At 42.0% G+C, this 25660-nt stretch carries 14 protein-coding genes and 2 tRNA genes; 10 read left to right on the forward strand and 6 right to left on the reverse strand.

Annotated elements, in window-relative coordinates; genetic code table 11:
- The first annotated feature begins 1 nt into the window (after nt 1).
- The 9 genes from pepN (at nt 2) to ACSLUR_RS17360 (ending at nt 19043) form a co-directional block, all read left to right on the forward strand.
- Nucleotides 2-2614 (forward strand): aminopeptidase N, encoded by a 2613-nt coding sequence (pepN, locus tag ACSLUR_RS17320; protein ID WP_448556572.1) that lies wholly within the window; start codon nt 2-4, stop codon nt 2612-2614.
- Between the two features lie 20 nt (nt 2615-2634).
- Nucleotides 2635-2850, forward strand: a complete 216-nt coding sequence (locus tag ACSLUR_RS17325; RefSeq protein ID WP_116013704.1) for a DUF2835 domain-containing protein — start codon at nt 2635-2637, stop codon at nt 2848-2850.
- Between the two features lie 864 nt (nt 2851-3714).
- On the forward strand, nt 3715-5766 hold the full coding sequence (locus ACSLUR_RS17330) for a DUF1302 domain-containing protein (RefSeq protein ID WP_448556573.1): 2052 nt from the start codon (nt 3715-3717) through the stop codon (nt 5764-5766).
- 10 nt (nt 5767-5776) lie between these two features.
- The gene (locus ACSLUR_RS17335) at nt 5777-7144 is read left to right on the forward strand and encodes a DUF1329 domain-containing protein (protein ID WP_116018253.1); all 1368 of its coding nucleotides are present in this window, start codon (nt 5777-5779) and stop codon (nt 7142-7144) included.
- 80 nt (nt 7145-7224) lie between these two features.
- Nucleotides 7225-8235: a WD40/YVTN/BNR-like repeat-containing protein gene (locus ACSLUR_RS17340; RefSeq protein WP_448556574.1), complete on the forward strand. Its 1011-nt coding sequence runs from the start codon at nt 7225-7227 to the stop codon at nt 8233-8235.
- A 5-nt stretch (nt 8236-8240) separates the two neighbouring features.
- Nucleotides 8241-10577 (forward strand): efflux RND transporter permease subunit, encoded by a 2337-nt coding sequence (locus tag ACSLUR_RS17345; protein ID WP_448556575.1) that lies wholly within the window; start codon nt 8241-8243, stop codon nt 10575-10577.
- Between the two features lie 392 nt (nt 10578-10969).
- The gene (locus ACSLUR_RS17350; protein WP_448556576.1) at nt 10970-15808 is read left to right on the forward strand and encodes an NAD-glutamate dehydrogenase; all 4839 of its coding nucleotides are present in this window, start codon (nt 10970-10972) and stop codon (nt 15806-15808) included.
- Nucleotides 15809-15909: 101 nt separating this feature from the next.
- On the forward strand, nt 15910-16920 hold the full coding sequence (gene pyrD, locus ACSLUR_RS17355) for a quinone-dependent dihydroorotate dehydrogenase (protein ID WP_448556577.1): 1011 nt from the start codon (nt 15910-15912) through the stop codon (nt 16918-16920).
- A gap of 641 nt (nt 16921-17561) precedes the next feature.
- Nucleotides 17562-19043, forward strand: coding sequence for an OmpP1/FadL family transporter (locus tag ACSLUR_RS17360; RefSeq protein ID WP_448556578.1), 1482 nt, complete (start codon nt 17562-17564; stop codon nt 19041-19043).
- A gap of 96 nt (nt 19044-19139) precedes the next feature.
- Here the strand turns inward: ACSLUR_RS17360 and ACSLUR_RS17365 are convergent, their stop codons facing one another.
- The 4 genes from ACSLUR_RS17365 to ctlX form a co-directional block, all read right to left on the reverse strand.
- Nucleotides 19140-19943: a hypothetical protein gene (locus ACSLUR_RS17365; RefSeq protein ID WP_448556579.1), complete on the reverse strand. Its 804-nt coding sequence runs from the start codon at nt 19941-19943 to the stop codon at nt 19140-19142.
- Between the two features lie 186 nt (nt 19944-20129).
- The gene (asnB, locus tag ACSLUR_RS17370; RefSeq protein WP_448556580.1) at nt 20130-21794 is read right to left on the reverse strand and encodes an asparagine synthase B; all 1665 of its coding nucleotides are present in this window, start codon (nt 21792-21794) and stop codon (nt 20130-20132) included.
- Nucleotides 21795-22053: 259 nt separating this feature from the next.
- Nucleotides 22054-23493 (reverse strand): alanine/glycine:cation symporter family protein, encoded by a 1440-nt coding sequence (locus ACSLUR_RS17375; RefSeq protein ID WP_448556620.1) that lies wholly within the window; start codon nt 23491-23493, stop codon nt 22054-22056.
- Nucleotides 23494-23595: 102 nt separating this feature from the next.
- Nucleotides 23596-24663 (reverse strand): citrulline utilization hydrolase CtlX, encoded by a 1068-nt coding sequence (ctlX, locus tag ACSLUR_RS17380; protein ID WP_448556581.1) that lies wholly within the window; start codon nt 24661-24663, stop codon nt 23596-23598.
- Between the two features lie 114 nt (nt 24664-24777).
- On the opposite strand from ctlX, the gene ACSLUR_RS17385 reads away from it, so the two are divergent.
- The gene (locus ACSLUR_RS17385) at nt 24778-25239 is read left to right on the forward strand and encodes an Lrp/AsnC family transcriptional regulator (protein ID WP_448556582.1); all 462 of its coding nucleotides are present in this window, start codon (nt 24778-24780) and stop codon (nt 25237-25239) included.
- 101 nt (nt 25240-25340) lie between these two features.
- Here ACSLUR_RS17385 and ACSLUR_RS17390 read toward each other — a convergent pair.
- Both ACSLUR_RS17390 and ACSLUR_RS17395 read right to left on the reverse strand, forming a co-directional pair.
- Nucleotides 25341-25417, reverse strand: a tRNA-Asn gene (locus ACSLUR_RS17390).
- An 88-nt stretch (nt 25418-25505) separates the two neighbouring features.
- Nucleotides 25506-25582, reverse strand: a tRNA-Asn gene (locus ACSLUR_RS17395).
- Nucleotides 25583-25660: the final 78 nt, after the last annotated feature.

Raw genomic sequence — 25660 nt, forward strand, 5'->3', positions numbered from 1 at the left:
TATGTCAGAGTTTACTGCAAAATATTTAGCTGACTATTTACCGTCAGACTTTACCATTGATACCGTCAATTTAACGGTCGAACTTGATGACCATCACACTCGTGTCACTAACACGCTTGCTGTCAAAAAGGCGAACTTGGAACAAAGCCAGCTCATTTTAGATGGTGAGCATCTTAAGCTCGTTAGCGCGAAAATTAATGGTGAGCAACTAACAAGTGATGCTTTTGCACAAACTGAACAGCAGCTTACCATCTTCAATGTACCTGATGAATTTACGTTAGAACTAGTCACTGAAATTGATCCTGCTAACAATACCGCACTTGAAGGCTTGTACAAATCTGGTGGTGCGTTTTGTACGCAATGTGAAGCAGAGGGTTTTAGGCGCATTACTTATTATTTAGATCGCCCTGATGTGATGGCAATTTTTACCACTAAGGTGATTGCTGACAAAGCGGCATACCCGTACTTACTGGCTAACGGAAATTCAGTTGAGCGTGGCGAACTTGCCAATGGTAAGCACTTTGTGACATGGCACGATCCATTCCGTAAACCTTGCTATTTGTTCGCACTGGTCGCGGGAGATTTTGATTTACTCAAAGATGAATTTGTGACTCAGTCTGGCCGCAGTGTTGCCTTGGAAATTTTTGTTGATCGTGGCAACAAGCACAAAGCGGTTCATGCAATGGACTCATTGAAACGTTCGATGGCATGGGACGAGCAAGTTTTTGGTTTGGAGTACGACCTAGACATATACATGATTGTCGCCGTTGACTTCTTCAATATGGGCGCGATGGAAAATAAAGGGCTGAACGTATTTAATAGCAAATACGTGCTAGCAGATAAAGACAGCGCTACCGATACAGACTTCTTTAATATTGAAGCGGTAATTGCACACGAGTATTTCCATAACTGGACAGGTAACCGCGTTACTTGCCGTGATTGGTTTCAGTTAAGTTTAAAAGAAGGGTTAACGGTATTTAGAGATCAGCAGTTTAGTGCTGACATGCACTCAAGTGCGGTAACGCGTATACAAAATGTTAAGTTATTGCGGGCTCAACAGTTTGCTGAGGACGCCGGACCTATGTCGCACCCAATTCGCCCTGAAAAAGTGATGGAAATGAATAATTTCTACACCTTAACGGTTTATGAAAAGGGCAGTGAAGTGATTCGCATGTTACATACCTTGCTAGGTCAACAAGGCTTTAGACAAGGGATGGATTTGTACTTTAAACGTTTTGACGGCATGGCAGTGACTTGTGACGATTTTGTCGATGCGATGGCAGACGCAAATGGCAAAGATTTATCCTTATTTAAACGCTGGTACAGTCAATCAGGTACACCTGAGCTCACAGTAACGCAGCAATTCGATACAGAGCTTAATAAGTTCAAGCTAACCATTGTACAGCATACTCCGCCGAGTGAAGCGCAACCTGAAAAACGCCACTTGCATATTCCAATTAACATTGAATTGATTGACCCTGTTACCAAACAAATAACGAAACAATTATTGGAATTAACTGATACACAACAAACATGGCAGTTTGATGCTAGCAATCAACCTATTGTTGCGCTGCTTGGTGATTTTTCTGCGCCAGTAAAAGTACATTTTGAACAGTCGGTTGAGGAGTTACTGTCAATCATCGAGCTGGGGGACAACAGTTTCTGTATCTGGGATGCCGGTCAAAAGATCATGGCACAGGAAGTTGCATTCTTGCTGGCAAATCAAACTGCTAAACCTAGCGAGTCAATCACGCGAATGATGGCAGCGGTGATGAAAGCTGATTATGATGACGAATTTAAGGCGCTAATGCTAACGCTGCCGTCTTTTGATGAGCTCGTCTCTGGTTTAAATAAAGTTAACCCGCAACAGTTGTTAAACGCAGTTGAGCAATTGAAATTATTTATTGCTCAACAATTTGAAGAAAATTTAATTGGGCTTTATCAAACGAGCGAACAATTACTACAGAAAACGGACGGCAACACAGGCGACCATACAAACGACAGCGCAGAAGGCAAGCAGGTCGCTGCTCGCTCTTTAGCAAACACCTGTTTAAGTTATTTAAGTATGTTACCTAAGTACCATCACATAATTGAACAACAGTTTACGCAAGCCAAAGAGATGACTAGCAAGCTTGGTGCGCTGCAAAGTGCTGTGAGGCATGCTCCGCTAGAAGTTGGCGACAAGGTATTGTCGCAATTCGAGCAAACATGGCTAGAAGACACCTTAGTGATGGACAAGTGGTTTAGTCTTCAAGCGAATATGCAAGCTGATACGATTTTTGAGCGGTTAGAGCAGCTAATGGCGCGCGACGATTTTGCGCTGACCAATCCAAATCGGGCACGCTCGCTAATTGGTGCGTTCGCTATGCAAAATGCGCGATATTTTCATGATGCGCAAGGTAAAGGCTATCAATTCCTTGCCGAGCAAATTATCGCCATGGACAAGATTAACCCACAAGTCGCTTCTCGTTTGATCACACCGTTAATCCAGTTTAAAGCGTTTGATGAACACCACAGTGAATTGATGATCAAAGCATTGGAGCTTATTGCCGCTCAAGCTGAATTATCGCGTGATATTACTGAAAAGTTGAACGCAGCATTACCGCAACACTAAATAGATATGGGAAGTTTAGTGTGAAGTATTATTTCAAGGTATCTATGTCAGCGGATGATGTGATGCCTTATTACCGCGGTCAAGCGTCTACCGTTGTAGCATTTGCAACTAACGGACAGCGCATTCAATTTCCGGCAATGCATTTGCGCAAGTTTATGACGCCAAGTGGTGTATTTGGTATGTTCTGTCTGGAAACTCAGAACAATAAATTTGTATCGCTAACCAAAGTGTCTTAGCTTTTAATCAGCCTTGAGTAAGCACAATATAAAATTGGCGAGTAGCAAACTCAAAACGAAAAGCAGTCTGTTGGCTCATGGCTGCTTTCATTTTTCACTAGCTTGCTAATTAACGTCTTGAAGCCACCATCTAACGTAGCCATTCAAAGCAAATTCATTCTTTAACAAATCATTATTGAACGTTTAGCGCTGATATAAGCTTAAGACTCTTACACCTCCTAATTTAGCGAGCTAAACCGCTATATCATTCGTCAAATATTCTAAGCGTTTGAATATAAATCACTATTTCTCTTTACCACCTTGTAGTAAATAAAAACTGAGTCTTAGAGTATATATTTCAAACAGTTTTTATATTCACTAGGTTAATTGTCACTATACACAGCATTCAATATTACCCACAAAATGCTGCGAAAGCCTTTTACGACAGTGATTTAGTGTTCAATTTAACGTCAAGTTAATAGGCGCCTGTAACTGGAAAACACTTGTTTGAACAAATTATTTTCAATCAAATAGAATTTCGTAGAGTATATACTTTAAACAAGGCGTGGCATTTATTTGTTCGAAGTAGCATTGTTTCTTTTAGTAGGTGGTAGACAGTGCAAAGCCCACAAAGTGGTCAGTCCATCTAATTGCTTTTGTTTAAAACAGGTGTTTTAAACATTGATTTGGTTATTGTGAAAGCCAGTCTGTAAGTCTTTAAAAATAAGTGTATTTAGGAAAAATATTTGCGCTTGCCTGTTCTGATAAATGATGCAATTATGGTTTTGCGCACAAGAATCGTGAGCAAAAAAACAACAAGCACTAGAACAATAAGAATTTATAAAAAGTAGATAATACTTTGTTTCAGGACTGGGGAGAGATTGAATGAAACATAGCCCTCGTATATCTTTTTTTAAGAAACCAATCGCGCTAAGCGTTGCTGCTGCTTTAGCAGTATCTATTACACCAAGCGTTAATGCCGCAATATTTGAATTAGGTGATTTTGAAATTACCTTTGACTCAACATTTTCATTAGGTACCAGTATTCGCGTTGAAAATCGCGACTGGGCAAATCACGTCAGTAAACCAAACAACGTGAACAATGGATTTGATTTTAGCAGTTACCATCCAGCATTTAACCCAGTACCAAGTGGTGCTGATGTCTGGAATGGTGAAGGTAAGTACTCGTCAAATAGTGACAATGCAAACCTTAACTTTGATGCTGGTGATGCATTCTCTACCATTTTCAAAGGCACGCATGAGCTAGATATTCGCAGAGATAACATGGGTGTGTTCATTCGTGGCCTATACTTCTACGATTTTGAAATGTCGGACGAAGATAGAGCATGGACAAATACCTTAACTGGCCGTACCGACGATCCTTGTCGTGACTCTATCGCGGAAGAGCAAGTTTGTAGTGACTTCCGTATTCTTGATGCCTTCTTCTACGGCGATTTCGATATTGGCGAAATGCCATTCTCAATTCGTGTTGGTCAACAGGTTATTAGTTGGGGTGAGAGTGCACTAATTCCGCATGGTATTAGTGAATTGAACCCAGTGGATATTGCTCGTTTAAGAGCGCCCGGCGCAGAATTAAAAGAAGCTTTCATCCCGTTTGGCGCAGTATGGGGTTCATTAGGCGTAACTGAAAACTTCAACATTGAAGCTTTTTACCAGTACGACTGGGAAAAAACCGTAATACCAGCAGCGGGTAGCTACTTCGCGGGTAACGATTTTGCGGGTGACGGCGGTCACTTCAACAACGTTCAGTTGAACTTCGCAAGCAACCCAGATATGGATCTTGATTACTTAATCGGTAACCTAAATGGCTTAGGCGATGCACTACGCAGCGGTGACCCAGCAGTAGCTGCGGCAGCTGCAGGAATTTACCTAGCGCACGGTACAAGATTAACGCTAAAAGCACCAGGTAACGAGTCGCTTGTACGTCCCGACAATGGCGGTCAATACGGTTTACGCCTTTCATGGTTCCTGCCTGAGCTAAATGACTCTGAGGTTAGTTTGTACTACATGAACTACCATAGCCGTCGTCCATTATTCTCAGGTGTTGTTGCTGACTTTACGGCTCCTGCTATTGGTGCTGATTTAGCCTTTATCGCACAAAACCAAATTACCTATGATAATTACGCTGATTTGCGTGGTTTCTCTAAAGTAGAATTAGACTACCCAGAAGATATTCAACTATACGCATTTAGCTTTAATACAACAGTAGGTGCTACCGCGGTCGCGGGTGAAGTAAGCTACCGTCAAGATGAGCCACTGCAAATTGATGACGTAGAGTTATTATTTGCTGCGATGCCTCAGCAGTTAGCCAACGCAGGTATTCGTCCGGATCTGAACGGTATTTCGCAGATGGATATTTTTGCACCAGGCGAGCGTGCTGACGGCTTCATTTTATCGGACACGTTACAAGCACAATTTACCTTAACTCACTTGTTCGGTCCTATGATGGGCGCGGATCAGGTAACTGGTTTACTTGAAGTTGGTGGTGTTAATATCAACGATATGCCGGATGAAGATGTACTGCGCTTAAATGGTCCTGGTACAGCAAGAAATGGCGGTATCGCAGGTATTGAAGGTTTAGAACTTGCCGTTCAAGATGGTGTTGAAACCAACCCGTTCCCAGATGAGTTTTCATGGGGTTATCGAGCGCTATTGAAGCTTGATTTCAATAACGTATTCGCGGGTATCAACGTTTCACCACGTATCGTATTTTCTCATGATGTTGAAGGTATCACGCCTGATCCATTGTTTATGTTTATTGAAGATCGCAAGTCTGTAGCATTTAGTCTCGACTTTGATTATCAAAACCGTTGGTCTGGTAGTTTTGGTTACAATGCCTTCTTTGGCGGCGTAGGCACGACTAACATTCTTGAAGATCGCGACTTTATTTCGTTTAGCGTTAAGTATTCAATTTAAGGAAGTAATGATAATGAAAAAACTCACCTTATTATCTTTAGCCGTATCGCTTGCGGTGAGCAGCACGTCAGTGTTTGCCAAGGTTTCGGCAGACGAAGCTGCCAAGCTAAAAACAGAGTTTACACCGATGGGGGCAGTGCGCGGCGCTAACGAAGACGGTTCTATTCCTGAGTGGACAGGGGGTATTACAGAATGGCCAGCTGGTTACAAGCCAGGTGATCATCACCCAGATCCGTACCCAGACGATAAAGTTCTGTACACAGTTACCGCTCAAAACATGAGCGAGTACAAAGATTTGTTAACGCCGGGTCAAATTAAACTATTTGAAACATACCCGGAAACATTCAAAATGAATGTTTATCAAACGCGTCGCTCTGCATCATATCCACAACATGTTTATGATGAGTCAATTAACAACGCATCGCGCACTGAGTTAGTAACAGGCGGTAACGGTATTGCTAATGGTGCTGTTGGTATTCCATTCCCAATGCCGCAAAATGGTTTAGAGGCTATTTGGAACCACATCTTGCGTTACCGTGGTGTTTCTATGCAGAACAAGGCGGGTCAAGCGGGTCCTACGGCAAGTGGTGATTACACCTACATCGGTTTTGACCAACAGTTGATGTTTACCTACCACGAGGAAGGTGCAACACCAGCAGAGCTTGAAGAATCTAATATCGTTTTCAAGTTTAAGCAAAAGGTAAATAAGCCAGCACGTATCGCCGGTACCGCATTGCTTGTTCATGAAACCATGGACCAAATTAGAACGCCTCGCCAAGCGTGGACATACAACACTGGTCAACGTCGTGTACGTCGTGCACCAAACGTTGCTTATGATGCACCAGGTACAGCGTCAGATGGCTTGCGTACAACCGATGATTTCGATATGTACAACGGCGCACCAAACCGCTACAACTGGACTTTGAAAGGTAAGCAGGAATTACTTATTCCATACAATGATTACCGCTTACACAGTGACAGCCTAAAGTATGATGACATTCTTCAGCCTGGTCATATCAACAAAGATCTAGTGCGCTATGAAAAACACCGTGTATGGGTGGTAGAAGCTAACTTGAAAGATGATACACGTCATATCTACAAGAAACGTGTGTTCTACATTGACGAAGATAGCTGGCAAGTAGCGGTTACTGATATTTATGATAACCGAGATGAATTGTACAGAGTGGGTATCGCTCATGGTATAAACTACTATGAAGTGCCAACACAATGGACTACATTGGAAGTTTTCCATGACTTGCAAGCTCGCCGTTATATCGCAATTGGCTTAGATAACGAAGAGTCCATGTATGACTTCAGTGTTAAGCTGAAAGACAAGGTGTTTACACCTGCAGCCTTAAGACGAGAAGGACGTCGTTAATCAAATTCGATTAGCGATGAGCGGCTGGCACCGGGCCAGCCGTTTTTGTTTATAACTAGAAAGAAAGCGTGGTTTTAGGAATGAAGAATGTATTTGCAGCGGCACTATGCTGCGCATTAGCGACAAAGGTTTATGCTGTTACCGAGCCTATGCCTGCGATACAAGCTCCTCTAGCGAGTAAATCTCTACTATTAGATATTCACCAAATACAACAAGGACAGTTAGTTGCTGTGGGCGAGAGAGGGCACGTACTCCTTTCTACTGATGGCGAAAACTGGCAACAACAAGCGGTGCCGGTGCAATCAACACTAACTGCGGTCACTTTTGCCGATGAAGATCATGGTTGGGCTGTTGGTTACGATGCAACCATATTAGCCACTACTGATGGCGGTGCTACTTGGACTATTCAGCAATACCTACCTGAAAAGCAAAAGCCTTTGCTTGATGTTGTATTTAAAGATCAGAACAACGGTGTTGCTATTGGTGCCTATGGTTTGTTTTATCGCACAACTGATGGCGGTAAAAACTGGGTAGAAGAATTTCACGGCGAATTTTTACCAGAAGAAGACGTTGAGTACCTCAATGAGCTCAAGATGGAGGACGAGGAAGCCTACCTTGACGAGCGAGGCAGTATTTTACCGCACTTTAATAAAATGGTCATGGATGGTCGCACATCATATCTCGTTGGTGAAATTGGCCTAATCGCAAAAAGTAATGATTTTGGCCAAAACTGGCAGCAATTCGATCCTATTTATGAAGGCTCATTTTTCGATATCGAGCGAACGCAGCAAGGAAATTTACTTGCCGCTGGTCTAAGGGGCAATGTTTTTAGAAGCCTGAGAAATGGTACCCCATGGCAACATATTCCGACAGATTCCACAGCACTGATTAACGATATCGTGTTAACTGATGATGATCGCTTACTACTGTTAGGTAATGGTGGTGCATTATTAGTGAGTGAAGACGATGGTCAAAAGTTCGTAGCTTGGTCACAGCCAGATGGTAAGTCACTTATCGCTGGTGTCTGGTTTAACAATCGTCTAGTTGCCGTTTCTGAAGATGGTGTTAGAACAATAACAATCGCGAAGTAGTGTTTATGAGTATTAATTCAGCAATCAATAAAATTGAAATCGGTATTTTCCGTCACCGAGCATTCGTCTTAGCACTATTCGTGATTACGACTTTTGTGCTTTTATACCAAGCGACGCACCTAAAACTAGATGCTGCGTTTACCAAAAATATTCCACTTAACCACCAATACATGCAAACCTACCTGAAACACCAAAAAGATTTTGGTGGGGCAAACAATGTACTTATCTCAGTGTGTGATGTTGACGGTGATATTTTTAACGAACCTTTCTTTAACGCCTTAAAAGGTGTACATGATCAACTGTTCTTCATTCCTGGCGTTGATCGTATTCAAGTAAAGTCACTTTACTCACCAAGCACCCGCTTTGTTGAAGTAGTCGAAGATGGTTTCTCTGGTGGTCCAGTAATTCCTGCGAGCTTTAAGCCAAGCGATGAAAAAGGTATGGCGGTTGTAAAGGCTAACATTGAAAAAGCCGGTATCGTAGGCAGAATCGTCGCTGATGATTACAGCTGTGCCATGGTTACCGCAACACTAATGGAAATTGACCCGAACACAGGCGAACCGTTAGATACGTTGAAAATTGCAGAGCAATTAGAAAACGATATTCGCGCTAAATACGAAAGTGATAAAGTGTCTATACACGTTATTGGTTTCGCAAAAATGGTTGGCGATGTAGCCAATGGCGCTAAAAATGTTGTTACTTTCTTTGCCATTGCAATTGCGATCACTGCGGTAATGGTATTCTTCTTCTGTCGCTCTATTAGCCTTACGTTATTAACCATTGTTTGTTCACTAGTTGCTGTAATTTGGCAAATGGGTATGTTAGCGAGCCTTGGCTTTGGTATTGACCCAATGTCGATTCTTGTACCATTCCTAGTGTTTGCTATAGGTGTGAGTCATGCTGTGCAAATGATTAACTCTGTTGTTAAGCAGGTTGAATCAGGTATTAGCTGTAAGCAGGGCGCTCAAAACAGCTTCCGCGCGTTATTAATTCCAGGCGGTGTTGCGTTACTATCAGACACCATAGGCTTCATTACCTTACTGTCGATTGATATTGGTATTATTCGCGAGCTAGCGATTACTGCATCACTTGGTGTTGCGATGATCATCCTAACTAACTTGGTGTTATTACCTGTTTTGATTTCTTACATGAAATTAGAGGGGGCTAAACAGCCAGAAGCTAACGCTAAGAAAAAGTCGAATAGTAACGACGTTTGGCACATGATGGCGAAGTTCGCAACACGTGGTCCAGCGACGATTATTTTAGCGATTGTTGCAGGTTTATATGCCTTTGGTTTATACCACGCACAAAACATGAAAATTGGTGAGTTGCACGCCGGTGCACCAGCGCTTCATGAAGATTCTCGCTACAACCAAGATACCTTCTTAATTACTGATCGATACGCAATTAGTGTTGATTACATGTCAGTGATTGTTGAAACCCAACCAGATGCTTGTACTTCGTTTGAAACATTAGAAGTCATCGATCGCTTCCAATGGCACTTGCAGAATGTTGAAGGTGTGCAGTCGGCAGCAAGTTTAGCGGCGGTATCGAAAATCGTTAACGCTGGTTACAATGAAGGTAATCCAAAGTGGCGTGTTATTCCGCGTAATCAACAAACACTCGTTCAATCGATTGCCAACGTGCCGACAACCAGTGGTTTACTAAATCGCGACTGTAGTGTGATGCCAGTGATTCTATTCTTGGAAGATCACAAAGCAGAAACCATTAATCGTGTCGTTAACAGAGTGAAGGAAGTTGCTGAGGAGCTAAATACAGATCAACTAACGTTTAAGTTAGCATCTGGCCCAGTAGGTGTAATGGCTGCAACCAACGAAGCTGTAGAAGCCGCGCAACTGCCGATGATGTTATACGTATACGGCGCTGTTATCTTACTTTGTTTAGTGAGCTTCAAGAGTGTTCGTGCAACCATCTCTGTTGTGTTACCGCTTTATATCGTATCAACTTTGGCGCAAGGTTTAATGACAGCGCTTGATATTGGTCTAACGGTTTCAACGTTACCGGTAATCGCACTTGGTGTTGGTATTGGTGTTGACTATGGTATCTATATCTTATCAACCATGAGTCTGCGTTTACGCGAAGGCGATAGTGTTAAGAAAGCTTACTTAACTGCCTTACAAGAGCGTGGCAACGCGGTATTACTAACCGGTATTACACTTGCAATTGGTGTTTCTACTTGGTTCTTCTCTGCACTTAAATTCCAAGTAGACATGGGTATTTTGTTAACCTTTATGTTCTTGGTAAATATGTTAGCCGCAATTATTGTGTTACCAGCAATAGCCGCTTACTTATGGCCAGAGAAAAAAGCCGCTAAAAAATAATTTTATGCACGATAAATGAGGCAAATATCTGATAAATATTTGCCTGCATAAATAACCACGAAAATGGCCGAAAGGCCATTTTCTATTTACAGACATTGAATAAACAATTACTCGCCAATCAAGCCCTTATCCAAATTACTCCGAGAGTGAGTTATAGCTCTAAAAAATAGCTCGCAATACCTTAAATTTATTAATAAAATTCGCGCCATTGGTCTATGCTGAACAGAATAGGCTGAATAAAGTACAATTTGCTTGCTTTTTCGTAAGTTTATGCCGCTTAGCGCCCTAAAATTACAATAATATTAGCCATGAGGGATAACCTTCGAATAAGTAAAAAGTACTTTAAAAAACACAACAATTACTCAATTCGTTTTATCCAAAAGGAAAGCGACATGGCGTTCGTAGACGGTTTACCCTCAGTTTTATTAACAAACGTAGCTCAATCTATTCAACAAAAAGTCCCAGCAGAAACAGCAGGCCTAGTCGAGCAATTCGCTCATTTACTTTACGGTAATATCTCCACCACTGACCTTGCCAACCGTAATGATAGTGACATGTATGGTGCCACTATGAGTTTATGGAATTCATTAAACGGCCATCAAGATGATAGCCCAGTGATCAAAGTGTTTAACCCAGAAGTGGCTAAACATGGCTGGAAATCAAGCCATACGATTATCGAAGTTATCGTCGCAGATATGCCGTTTTTAGTAGATTCGTTAAGAATTGCACTAAATCGTCAAGGCGTATCACCGCACTTAATGATTAACACGCCAATGCAAGTAGTGCGTGACGCGAAAAACCAAATTAAACAACTTGGCGCTTCAGTAGATAAGAAGCTTAGAGGCAGCAAAGTTGAGACCGTATTCTTTATCGAGATTGATCGCCAAGACGACAGCGCGGTGCTTACTGCGATCGCTGAAGACTTACATTCAGTTGTCAGCGACATTTCTTTAACTGTTTCTGATTGGCAACCAATGTTGAAAAAGCTGCAATCAGTTGTAGCTGATGTTAAAAAGGCGAAAGTGCCTTGCTCTGATCAAGAAAAGCAAGATTCATTAGAGTTTTTAGAGTGGATCGCAAACAATCATTTTACCTTGATGGGCTATCGCTCTTACGACATTAAAACGTTAAAAGGGGACATGGCGCTTGCAGCTAATGTCGACTCAAGCCTCGGCTTGATGAAAAACTCAAAAGGCACTGAACAACGCTTGATCTCAACGTTAAGCGAAACCGCTAGAGAAGTTGCGCTAGGTGATAGCTTACTTATTTTAACAAAAACGAATTCACGTTCACGTGTCCACCGTCCAGCCCACTTAGATTACATCGGTATTAAGCGCTTTGATGCAAAAGGTAACGTTGTTGGTGAAGAACGCTTTATCGGGCTATTCGGCTCAGCCTACTACACTAATAGTGCGTTAGATTTACCGTTAATTAAGTCAAAAGTTGCTGGTGTATGTGAATTATCAGGTTTTGCTCCAGGTTCACACGCATATAAAACACTGATCAATATTTTAGAAACCTATCCACGCGATGAAATTTTGCAATCAAGCGTTGCTGAGTTATTGCAAAACGTAAAAGGCATCTTGCAGATGCAAGAGCGTGATTATACTGGCTTGTTTGTGCGCCGTGACGCTTTCTCTCGTTTCTATTCATGCATGGTGTATGTACCAAGAGAGCGTTACAACACAAAACTAAGAATTCAAACGCAGCAGCTATTAAGTGATGCTTTTGGCAGCAAAGAAGAGGTTGAATTTAACACTTACTTCTCAGAATCAGTACAAGCAAGAACTCACTACATTGTCCGTGTCGATCACACAAAAGCAGATATCAACGTGAAAGAAATTGAAAAGAACTTGAATGAAGCGGCCCGCAGTTGGGATGACAAATTATCGGCCTTGTTGAATTCTCATAAAGGTGAGTCGGTTGGCAAGGCATTAAGCCGCAAATATTCTGCATTCCCGCAATCTTATAAAGATGAAGTGATGCCAGGTACAGCGATTGTTGATATCGAGAAATTAGAATCGGTATGTGAAAGCTGTCCACTAGAGATGCTGTTCTACCAACCACAAGAAGAAAAGTCGGGTAGCCGTTTTGTTAAATTAAAACTATTCCACAAAGGTGAGCCGTTGCATTTGTCGGACGTGCTACCTATGTTGGAAAACTTTGGTTTACGTGTTATCGGTGAAAGCCCTTATGCCATTCGTACTGCAGACGGTGAAACTTGTTGGATTCTAGACTTTTCTATGTTGCTAACTGGCGATCGTGCTTTCAACTTAGAACAGGTTCAGATGTTGTTCCAAGACGCTTTTGCAAAAGTATGGGCAGGACAGTTAGAAGATGATGGCTTCAACCGTTTGATTCTTGGTGCAGGGCTAGCGGGTCGTGAAGTATCAATCATTCGTGCTTTTGCTAAATATGAGCGCCAAATTGGCGGTACATTTAGCCAAAGTTATGTGGAAGACACCTTTGCTCGTTATCCTAACTTAGCTGAACTATTGGTTAAGCTGTTTAACTTGCGCTTTAGCCCGAGTGCAAAGCGCACTGAAAAGGCAGTTAACAAGGTACTTGATGACATTGAACAGTCACTAGATAACGTCGCTAACCTTGACGATGATCGTATTATTCGTCGTTTCGTTGAAATGATTAATGCGACCATTCGAACAAACTACTTCCAGAAAAATGCGAGTGAGCAAGAAAAGTCTTATATCTCGTTCAAAATTTTACCTGAAGAAATCTCAGAAATGCCGCTACCTATGCCTAAATTTGAGATTTTCGTTTACTCACCACAAGTTGAAGGTGTTCACTTACGCGGTGGTAAAGTGGCTCGTGGTGGCTTGCGTTGGTCTGATCGCCGCGAAGACTTCCGTACGGAGGTATTAGGCTTAGTAAAAGCACAGCAAGTTAAAAACACTGTGATTGTACCTGTTGGTGCGAAAGGTGGTTTTGTTTGTAAACAACTACCACTAGGTGGTACACGGCAAGAAATCTTTGAAGCGGGTCAAGAGTGTTATAAAACCTTCATTCGCGGTTTATTAGACATCACAGACAACATCATCAAGGGCGATATTATTCCGCCAATTGATGTTGTTCGCCATGACGAAGATGACCCGTATTTAGTCGTTGCAGCAGACAAAGGTACTGCAACCTTCTCTGATATCGCTAACGGTATCTCTGATGAGTACAACTTCTGGATGGGTGATGCCTTTGCTTCAGGTGGTAGTGTCGGTTACGACCATAAAGGCATGGGTATTACTGCAAAAGGTGCGTGGGAATCGGTTAAGCGTCACTTCCGCGAAATGGATATTGACTGCCAAACAACTGATTTTACAGCGATTGGTGTCGGTGACATGGCAGGTGATGTATTTGGTAACGGTATGCTGTTATCTAAGCATATTCGCTTACAAGCTGCGTTTAACCATATGCATATCTTTATCGACCCAGATCCTGTTGCAGCACCGACTTACAAAGAGCGTGAGCGCTTGTTCAACATGCCAGGTTGTACGTGGGAAGATTACAACAAAGAGTTGATTTCTGAAGGTGGTGGTATTTTCAGCCGCGCGGCAAAATCAATCAAACTTACACCTCAAATTAAGAAAATGATCGGCACACAAAAGCAAAGCATGGCGCCGAACGACTTAATTAAAGCCATTTTAAAAATGAAGGTAGATCTACTTTGGAATGGTGGTATCGGTACTTATGTTAAAGGAAGTAGCGAGACTCATTTAGAAGTGGGTGACCGTGCTAACGACGCATTACGAATCAACGGCAGCGAGCTACAAGCCAAAGTGGTAGGTGAAGGTGGTAACTTAGGTTTAACTCAGCTTGGCCGTATTGAATACGCAGCTAATGGTGGCCGAATTAATGCCGACTCTGTTGATAACGTTGGTGGTGTAGATTGTTCGGATAACGAAGTAAACATCAAAATTCTACTTAACGGTTTAGTACAAAGTGGTGACTTGACTGTTAAACAGCGTAACAAGTTACTTTATGACATGACTGATGAAGTATCAGAAATCGTGTTGAAAGACTGTTACGACCAAACTCACTCGTTATCTATTACGGCAATGCGCGGCGCTGATCAACTAAAAGAGCAAACTCGCTTTATTCATGAATTAGAGCGTGATGGCAAATTAGACCGCGCTTTAGAGTTTATTCCAAATGATGACGAAATTGCTGAGCGTCTTGCGCAAGGCAACGGCCTGACTCGTCCAGAGCTTTCAGTACTACTTGCTTACAGCAAAATGGTATTAAAAGAAGATTTAGTTTGTGAAGAAATCACTAGTAACCCATATCACGATCGCTTACTGATTGGTGCATTCCCTGGTCTGTTACAAGAAAAATACAGCGCGCAAATGCAAGATCACCCGCTACGCGCTGAAATTATTGCCACTAAACTTGCTAACAAGCTTGGCAACGACATGGGCTTTAACTTCGTAAACCGTATGCAGGAAGAAACTGGCGCAAGCGTTGCTGAAGTTGCTAATTGCTACACCATGGCAAGTGAAGTTTTTGAAATGGGCGCAGTATGGCAAGACATTGCAGCGTTAGACAACAAAATTGAAACGTCTGTGCAAACTGAAATGTTGTTCCAACTGCGTCGCAATGTTCGCCGCGCAACGCGCTGGTTCTTGAGACACCGTGACAAGGGCATGGATATTCAACAAGCGATTGATTTCTATCGCCCAACGTTTGATGCGTTAGCGAAAAACTTAAGTAAATACATGGCTGCTGATGAGGTAGAGCAGTTAGTACACGTTGAGTCTGGTTTAGTTAAATCAGGTGTGCCGAAGAAAACAGCTAAGCGTATTTCACAGCTAAGCACCTTGTTCTCCGTAATGGATATTGCAGAGATTGCTGCAATTGATGGTCGTTCGATTGAGTTTGTTGCAGAGCTTTACTTCAAGCTTGGTGACCGATTAGACCTGCACTGGTTCTTAGACCAAATCACTGCACAGCCTGTTGCTAACCATTGGCAAGCATTGGCAAGAGCGTCATTTAGAGAAGAGCTTGACTGGCAGCAGCGAGCTATTACTATTGTCGCTTTGAAAGTAGATGCTAAGAGCAAAAACTCAGATGAATTGCTTGAGCAGTGGTTTGAACAGAGCGCGCAACCACTTGAGCGCTGGCGTCATATCTTGGCTGACTTTAGAATGTCGCCAACGCATGAATTTGCTAAGTTCTCAGTGGCATTAAGAGAATTAATGTTACTAAGTTTACATAGCGCGGCGTAAGCCAAGTTAATCTATTAAAGTCCCTGTTAAGCAGGGACTTTTTGTATTTAATTCATAACTTAACTCATAACTTAACTCATAACTTAAACAAGAGGAAAACCATGTTGTATTCGGCGATTCGAAAGATGATGTTTCAATTTGATCCAGAAGCTATTCACAACTTCACTATCAAAGGGTTGCATGTAACCGGAAATTCACCATTAAAAGCCGTATACAAACAAACCTTGCAAGATAAGCCAGTGGAAGTGATGGGCATTCGCTTTCCTAACCCGGTAGGTTTATCTGCCGGTCTTGATAAAAACGGCGAATGTATTCAAGCCTTTGCTGAGATGGGCTTTGGTTTTGTAGAAATTGGTACGATTACGCCTAGACCTCAACCGGGTAACCCTAAACCACGCATCTTTCGATTAGAAGAAGCTAATGCTGTGATTAATCGTATGGGTTTTAACAACAAAGGCGTTGATTACCTAGTAGAGCAAGTGCGAAAAGCTAATTTCAAAGGCGTTTTGGGTATTAATATTGGTAAAAATAAAGATACCCCAGAAGAAAATGCGAAAGATGATTACATTCACTGTATGCGTAAGGTGTATGACTACGCCAGTTATATTACCGTTAATATTTCTTCGCCAAATACGCCAGGTTTACGCTCATTACAATACGGTGAAGCATTGAATGAGTTACTTGCGGCCTTAAAAGTCGAGCAAAAATCGCTTGCTGACCAATACGGTAAATATGTACCAGTTGCAGTAAAAATTGCGCCAGATTTAACGCAAGAAGAAGTTGAGGGTATTGCTGACTGCTTAAAAGCGAATAATATTGATGCGGTCATTGCGACTAATACCACGCTTGCTCGCGATAAAGTAGCGCATTTGCCACATGGCGATGAGCAAGGCGGTTTAAGCGGCGCTCCAGTCAAAGAGCAAAGCACGATTGTTATTAAGCAATTGGCGCAAGCTTTAGAAGGGCAGTTACCTATTATTGGTGTTGGTGGTATTCAATCAGCTGAAGATGCCAAAGAAAAGCTTGCCGCAGGCGCTTCGTTGGTTCAAGTCTATACTGGCTTTATCTATGAGGGGCCAAAACTGGTTAAAGATATTGTTGATGCGTTATAAGTGAATCATCACGCTTATCTAGTAAAGATTAGTAATCGCTAAGCTTTACTAATCCCCTTTAAGTCTCAGTTTTACGCAAAGCTGGGGCTTAAACCCTGCTCGACATAGCGATATCAAGGGTTTAAATTAACCCAATTACAATTCATGAGTGCACTTATTACTTTCAGCAGCTAACCATAAATCCTACACCCTAGTTTACCTCACTTGAGGTTATCTCTTTTTAGGCTTTCTCACTTTGATTTTCTTAATGCGGTTGATGAATAAATATTCGATTTACAGTATGTTTTATGCATAAAAATTGAACAAGTTTAAACTTGTAACTACATTTTTAATAACTCATTTACGTTGTAATTGCCCATTTAATTTAAAGATTTCACGCATTAATTTTGTAGTTCCTAGAGTTCACTAAAAATAAAGATGAGTGTATTTAATATACAATAATGTGTTGTTTATAAAGCATAAAAAATAATCTTTACTTGCTAGTAATATACTTTGTCGAATGAGCTTGAATAACGAAAATACAATGTGGCTACATATTGTTCGTAAATATTAATTATCGTTCAAATAGTATAAATAGTTGTTTGAAATATTATTCATCAGATATAAGATGAAATTGCATTACAACAGTATTACAACAATTTATGCAGTATAAAAAATTATCAATAATTATTAGTTCTCTTCTTCTTTCATCTTCATTTTCTCAAATTACCCAAGCCGCAGGCTTTAAAATTTATGAACAATCAACTAGTAGCATGGGCAATGCTTATGCAGGGCGTGGTGCGGTAGTTGAAGATGCTTCTATCTTGTATTCCAATCCTGCTGGGTTAACAAAACTGCCAGGTGCTAGCTTATCCATCGGTGGTGGTTATATCTTTGGTCAGTCTGAATATTCTAATGTGTCGGCCACCAACGTACTTGGTCAGCCTGTTTCTGGAGAAACCAGCGGTGACTTTGATATTAGTGAGGTGGTGCCATATGCATTTTATGCCTCACCGATTAACGATGAATGGGCATGGGGTGTAGGTCTATATGCTCCTGCCGCAATTTCAAGTACTTACGACGAAAACTTTATCGGCCGAAACTTCGCACAAGACACTGAACTAACCATTATCAGTTTACAGCCAACACTCGCGTATCAAGTTTCCGAGCAGTTCTCGGTAGGCCTTGGTATTAGCGTTTCGTATGCCGAAGGGCGCTTAACCGCCTTTAAAGATATCGGTGGCCTTTGTGAAAATGCAGACTTTATTAATGCTGCCTATGCTCCACTGGGGTTAGGTGATGTTCACAACAGTAACTACTGCGATATTCAATATGAGCTAGATAGCAGCGACTGGGCAGTTAGTGCCACATTAGGAGCACTATGGCAGCCAAGTCGTGAAACCAGTATCGCTTTTGTTTACAACTCGGCGATTGATTTGACCTTAGCAAACGATTTTGAAATTACTAATGTGCCTATTGTTGGCGCAGCCGCTGGCGGGCGTGATGATTTATTTGTCGTTGCTCCAGAGTTACCAGCCGTTGATTTAAACACTGGCTTATTGGGTTCGTCACCGCTTGAAAAAGAAGCGGCGCAAATGGACTTAACCCTGCCACAAAATTTTTCAATTAGTGTTAACCAAGTCTTGTCTCCTGAAATATCGCTGCAAGCATCATTGCAATGGATGGATTGGAGTGAGTTTGACAATATCAGCATTATTAGCGAACAAGAAACTGGCCCTATTTCTCAAGTAACAGAAGCTGACTTAAATGAAGAAGGCTACATTGCTTATATACCAGAAAAGTGGGAAGACACTTTTGCATTAGCGCTAGGAGTAACCTACCAGTGGTCGCCTAAGATTAAATTGAAAACGGGTGTGGCATATGACACTAGCCCAATTCCACAAGAGCGAAGAACTGCACGTATTCCAACTGATGATCGAATTTGGTGGACGATTGGTGGCAATTGGCAACTCAATAGTGATTGGACGTTAGATTTAGCCTATGGCTATATGTGGATGAAAGACACTAGCATCAATGAATTTGAATACAATGTGCAAGATCAGCGTATAACCAACGCTAATTTAACCGCTGACTATGATACTAACGTTCATTTATTGTCCGTACAGCTAAATTACTGGTTGTAGTTTATCGATTCTGCCAAAGTTCTTATAAGTAAAAATGCCAATCATCTGATTGGCATTTTTATTTGTGTTATTTGAGTTTGGTTGAAATGCTTGATGCTATTGCGCAGGTGTTGGCGTAGCCGGTGATTTGGTTGTTGAAGCGCCAGCCGATGCCGGTCTTTCCATACGCTCAATCAATAGCTTTACTGATGTATCAAGCTCAGCAACCATAGTGGCTAATTCTATTTGTTGTTGATCGCGACTCGATGATTTGTTTTCTAAACTGGATAACTGACTAGCAAGCTTTTCGATTTCTTGTTTAACCGACTGAGCCTTCCCTAGTTGATCGGTAAGCGCATTAATATTAAATGCCGTTGCGCTTTGCTTATCGCCTAGCTCAATAATCGCTGTTTTATTGGTTAAGATTTCTGTATTGGTTTCAGTTAGCTTATTATCGGTTTTGATAGTTTTAGAGCGTAGTTCTTTAATCTGTGATTGGTTTTTACGCCACGCCGATGCCCACAGCTTGTCCATCTCACTCCATAGCTTATCGGTCTTTTCAATCAATCCTTCGAGTTTCGCGCGCATCGCAACCGTTGATTCACCCATTTCTTCATCAGTTGCCGATAGTTGGCGCTCTAAATCAAGAATACGATTCTCAGCGGAAATAAGCTCCTGCTCGCGTTTTACATCTTGTTGAAATGCCCAATAACCACCAGCTGCAATCACACCGTAAATGATGAGGTTATTTAAAATACCTAAAGCAGAGCTTTTCTTTGGCGCAGGTTGGCTTGGCTCTGTCGGTGCGCTTGGCGAAGGTGATGAACCCGCTTTGCTTGGTTTTTTTGTACTGCGGTAGGCTTCAACCTGATCAAGATCAGGCTTAATACTTGGAATATTATCGTCGATTGGGTTAGTCAAAACAGGAGATCCTAACTGTTTTACGGGGTTTATGGCTTAGATGTCACTACTTTAAATTAATTTTCACTAAAAATTAACTGACAAGTGTAAATAATCTTATTTAAACGGTTTAATAAAATTAAGGCGCTATCTGTTAAGTACAGTAGCGCCTTTTAATTGTTGATAACAATCGATTTATAACGTTAGCTAGTAACTGTCGTTATGTACTGACTGTACGGCACGACCTGATGGATCAGCCATGTTTTGGAATGCTTCATCCCAAGCCAGCGCTTGCGGCGTAGAGCAGGCAACTGATTTACCACCCGGCACACATTTCGCGGCGCTTTCTAGCGGGAATTTCTCTTCAAACACAGTGCGATAGAAGTAAGCTTCCTTGGTGTCTGGTGTGTTAACTGGGAACTTGAATTCCGCGTTTGCTAATTGTTGATCGCTCACTTGTGATTCAACATATTCTTTTAAACCATCAATCCACGAGTAGCCAACACCGTCAGAGAACTGCTCTTTTTGGCGCCATAGAATTTCTTCTGGCAAGTAGCCTTCAAACGATTCACGTAAAATGCTTTTCTCCATTTTACCGCCGCCACACATTTTGTCTTCTGGGTTAATGCGCATCGCCACATCAAGGAAGTTCTTATCCAAGAATGGTACGCGAGCTTCAATACCCCAAGCCGACATTGATTTGTTCGCTCGTAAGCAATCAAACATATGTAATTTGTCTAACTTACGCAGTAGCTCTTCATGGAATTCTTGTGCGTTTGGTGCTTTGTGGAAGTATAAGTAACCGCCAAAGATTTCATCAGCACCTTCGCCAGAAAGTACCATTTTAATGCCCATGGCTTTAATTTTACGCGCCATTAAGTACATCGGTGTTGAAGCGCGAACAGTCGTAACATCGTATGTTTCGAGGTGATAAATCACTTCTTTTAACGCGTCGATACCTTCTTGCTCTGTAAACACAACATTGTGGTGAACCGTGCCAATCGCATCGGCAACTTTTTGCGCGGCGATTAAGTCAGGTGAGCCTTCTAAACCACAGGCAAACGAGTGAACTTTTGGCCACCAAGCCTCAGATAAGTCGTTTTCTTCAATACGGCGTGAGGCGTATTTTTGCGTAATCGCAGACACCAGTGATGAATCTAAACCACCTGATAGTAAGACACCGTATGGTACGTCGGTCATTAAGTGACTTTTTACTGAGTCTTCAAGCGCCGTGCGCAGTTTTTCTTTGCTGGTGTGGTTGTCTTTAATCGCATCATATTGCATCCAGTTGCGCTTAAAGTATTTGCGCAATTCGCCAGTTTTGCTGTCTAGCACATGGCCTGGAGGGAATTCTTTAACTGTTTTACAAACCGACATTAATGATTTCATTTCAGAGGCAACATAGAAGTTACCGTCTTCATCAAAGCCTGTGTAAAGCGGGATAATACCAATGTGATCGCGAGCGATAATGTAGCGATCCGCTTTTTCATCGTATAAACAAAAAGCGAACATGCCTTGTAGCTTGTCAATAAACTCTGCGCCGAATTCCTTGTACAGCGGTAAAATAACTTCACAGTCAGAATGCGTTTGGAATTCGTAATCAACCGTTAAACTCGCAGCAAGTGCTTTGTGGTTATAAATTTCACCGTTAACCGCTAAAACGTGTGTTTTATCTTCGTTATACAGTGGCTGAGCGCCGTGCTCAGTATCAACAATGGCTAAACGTTCGTGCACTAAAATTGCATTGTCGCTAGTGTAAATGCCAGACCAGTCTGGGCCGCGATGACGTAAAAGACGAGAACATTCTAATGCTGTAGGGCGAAGTGCCGACGCACTAGTTTTAATATCAAGAATACCAAAGATCGAACACATTGAAGTGCTACTCCTTTTTCCAAATTGTATGAGGTGCAGTGTTTTAACTTATTGAAGCGACTGCGGATAAATGTCCAATTAAAGTAAAACTATTTAACCGGTTAGTTATTAGATAACTACTAATGGACGTAGGGTAAATAGGGTTAACGTTAACACTTAAACAAACGGTTGACCGTCTGCAGTTGCTACTTAACATGCCAGCTTCTCGTGAAAAAGCAACCCTTAATTTCGCTAAATCAGCAAATTTTGAATAAAAACTCTATTTTTTATCCCAAATACCCGAGTAGAGCTTACCTTGATAGTCGATATTTTGCGCAGAGAAGCTGATTTCACGCTTAGTTTGACTCTGATCCGACGACATTTGAGTCGCCCGCTGCTGACAATAATCTTTAAACAATGCCTTAATCGTTGGGGTTAATTGCACTATGGCGAAAATATTGACCAGCGTCATCAAGCCTAGTGCCATATCAGCCATCGCCCAAACATGAAATAGCGACGCATTTGCGCCCCAAAGCACCATAGCGAGATAACAGCTAGTGTAAATGCCACGTCCTAGTTTGTTGTCTAGCTTAAACAAGTGCAAGTTGCTCTCAGCGTATGCATAGTTAGCAACCACGGAGGTAAAGGCGAATAAGGTAATTGCTGCGGCAACAAAATAAATACCGCCTTCACCAATGTGCGCTGTCATCGCATCTTGAGTCAGTCGAATACCTTCCATTTCGCCGCTCATAGGCAGATCGGCCAGTAAAATAATTACCGCAGTACAAGTACAAAGCACAACAGTATCAACAAATACGCCGAGCATTTGCACATAACCTTGAGCAACAGGATGATTAGGGGTAGGGGAAGCACTTGCGGAAGCGTGAGGCACGGAGCCAGCACCGGCTTCGTTCGAATATAACCCCCGCTGAATACCATTTTTAATCGCGGCCCCAAGGGCGCCTGCACCAGCTTCTTGTAAACCAAAGGCCGATGCTAAAATATCACCAATTAGGGCAGGGATGTGCTCAATGTTAAGGGCAGTAACCGTTAGCGCCGCCAAAATATAGGCAATACCCATAAACGGCACGACTAGCTCTGCAAAGCGGGCAATACTTTTAAACCCGCCCATCACAATTACACCGGCAAATAAGGTAATCGCGAGACCTGAATACATGTGTGGAATATCAAGGGCGTGGTTTAGTGCATCGCTAATGGTGTTGGCTTGCATGGCACTAAAACTAAAGCCATAACCTAAGAACAAGCAAATAGCGAACGCCACTGCCAGCCAAGGTTTATTCAAGCCCATTTTTATGTAGTAGGCAGGGCCACCGCGATATTCTTTATGATCGTCTTTTACCTTGTATAGTTGACCCAAAATGCTTTCGGCAAAACCTGTGGCCATGCCTAAAAAGGCAATCACCCACATCCAAAAAACAGCACCAGCACCGCCTAGCGAAATTGCCACTGACACACCCGCCAAGTTACCCGTGCCGACACGAGCAGATAAGCCAGTACATAATGCTTGAAAAGAGCTAATGCCGGCACTATCGCCCTTAGTACTGTTTTTCATCACGGAAAACATATGGCGAAAATGGGCAAACTGAACAAACTTCAATTTGAACGAAAACCAGAAACCGGCAAAAACCAGAATATAAATGAGTAGTTGACCAGAGCCCCACAACAAGTTGTTAATATTGCCAACGGTGGCATTAAAGATCTGATCAAACATACGACTTCCTTATTTGTTCTGCGAGATTATTGTTCGAATCGCCTTACCTTAGCGTATTCTAAGTATTTGTGCACACTTACATTTTTATTGCTATGTATGCAGTTCTTTAAAAGGCGCTAAATGAATACCTGCTAGCATACAGCGAATAGAGCCGCCCGCCATTTCAACAGTTGGGATGTTAAAAGTCTCGATGCGTGTTTTTGCCGATAACGTTGCGATCTGTTGTTTTGATAACGACTGGTAAGCAGTAGTCGACATCGCGATAAATCGTCTTTCGCTACCGCTAAGTTCTAACATATTGCCAGCAAATTGATTTATTTGATTTTCGGCAAGTGAAATATGAGCTTTACCACTATGGCGTATAAACTTTAAGACTTGCTCGCGCTCCTTATTATCGCGAATCATTTCATCAGCAATAATGACAAAATCAGTCGTCACGCACATCAGTACATTGGTGTGATAAACAGCTTTACCATGGCGATCGGTAGCGGTGAAAAATACAGGAGACAAGTTTTGCTGTTGGCAAAAGTCTATCAGCGGCGCTTCATCTGCACGTTTTGAGCGTGTGACATAGACCAAGCGATTTAGGTGATCGATCACTAATACGCCGGTACCTTCCAAAAACTGTTTTTTTTGCTCCCAAAATGAAAGATCAGTTAACTGTGTAACCTGATAATTAGCGATCAAGTGCTCAATAATATCGTCTCGTTTTTCCAAGCGACGATTTTCTGCGTACATCGGGTATACATAGAGTTGGCCTTCACAGTGCGTGGAAAACCAATTGTTGGGAAAGACAGCATCTGGCGTACTCGAAAGCTTATCTTCAAACAAATGCACTTTTACCCCTAGGGTAGATAACTTGCTGGCCACCTGACTCACTTCATCAAACGCTTGTTTAGCAATTTGTTGCTGACTCAGCGTAATTTTGTAGTTTACTTGAAAAGCATTATCGCTTGCCGTTTGCGGGTTGGGTTTAAATTGATGCGGGCGCACCATCACCACAGCCTTGGGTGCTTGAATGGCTGCCTGCATTGGTGGTTGTGTTGACGCTGGTATTGGCGCTTGTGATGTCTCTGATGAATATACCTCTGATCCCGAACAATTTAAGTCGGCAATTGTTAGAGTGGTTTTAGCTGGGTTAGCGTGAGTTGATAACATAATGAAATTCGCTTTGTACAATATATTGCTAGGCTAACCCCCAAGCATGCTAAACAAAAAGCGTAATAATGTGGTAAATTGATAGTCAAAATATACAAATAGATAAGCCACATTATGCAAAATGATAACATTGAGCCAAAAACGCTCAATCCACATCGTTACGACGCGCTAGATCAATCGCTTATTGCCTTGCTGCGTAATGACGGCCGTGCGCCTGTTTCTGAGTTAGCGAAACAACTTAAGGTATCTAGAGCTACTGTGCAAAGCCGTATTGACAAATTAATTGCCACAGGGGCAATTTTAGGCTTTACGATTCGCGCTCATGAAGGGCTTGAGCAAGATACAGTGCGCGCAATGATGATGATTGAAGTGATTGGTCGTTCAACCTCACAAGTGATCCAACAGTTAAGAGGCATTCCTGAATTAGTTAAACTGCATACTACTAATGGTAAGTGGGACTTGGTAGCAGAGATAAACACCAGCAATCTTGTTGAGTTTGATCGAGTTTTGCGAATTGTTCGCGAGATAGAAGGGATTATTGCCAGTGAAACTAGTATTTTGCTAACCACAATTTAAATTGGTTAATGTGGCCTGGAGCAGGGCTAGTGAGATTTTCTAGACGAAAAAAAAGACCATCAATTGATGGTCTTTTCTGTTTCACTTACTAGTGAATTAAGTGGCTCCCCTGGTCTGATTTGAACAGACGACACATGGATTAACAGTCCACCGCTCTAACCAACTGAGCTACAGGGGAATAAACTTTTACTGCCATCGTTTGATGGGCTTTTTCTTAACTTATTGCCTAACCAATTTATTAGTAAATAATAAGTATAAGAAGAAATTGGCTCCCCTGGTCTGATTTGAACAGACGACACATGGATTAACAGTCCACCGCTCTAACCAACTGAGCTACAGGGGAATAAACTTCTACGTTGAGCTTTCGCTCAGATAACCGCTAACAATATCAGCCATTACCTTTAATTCTAGTTTTCTTTCT

The organism is Thalassotalea montiporae (genome assembly GCF_053485855.1).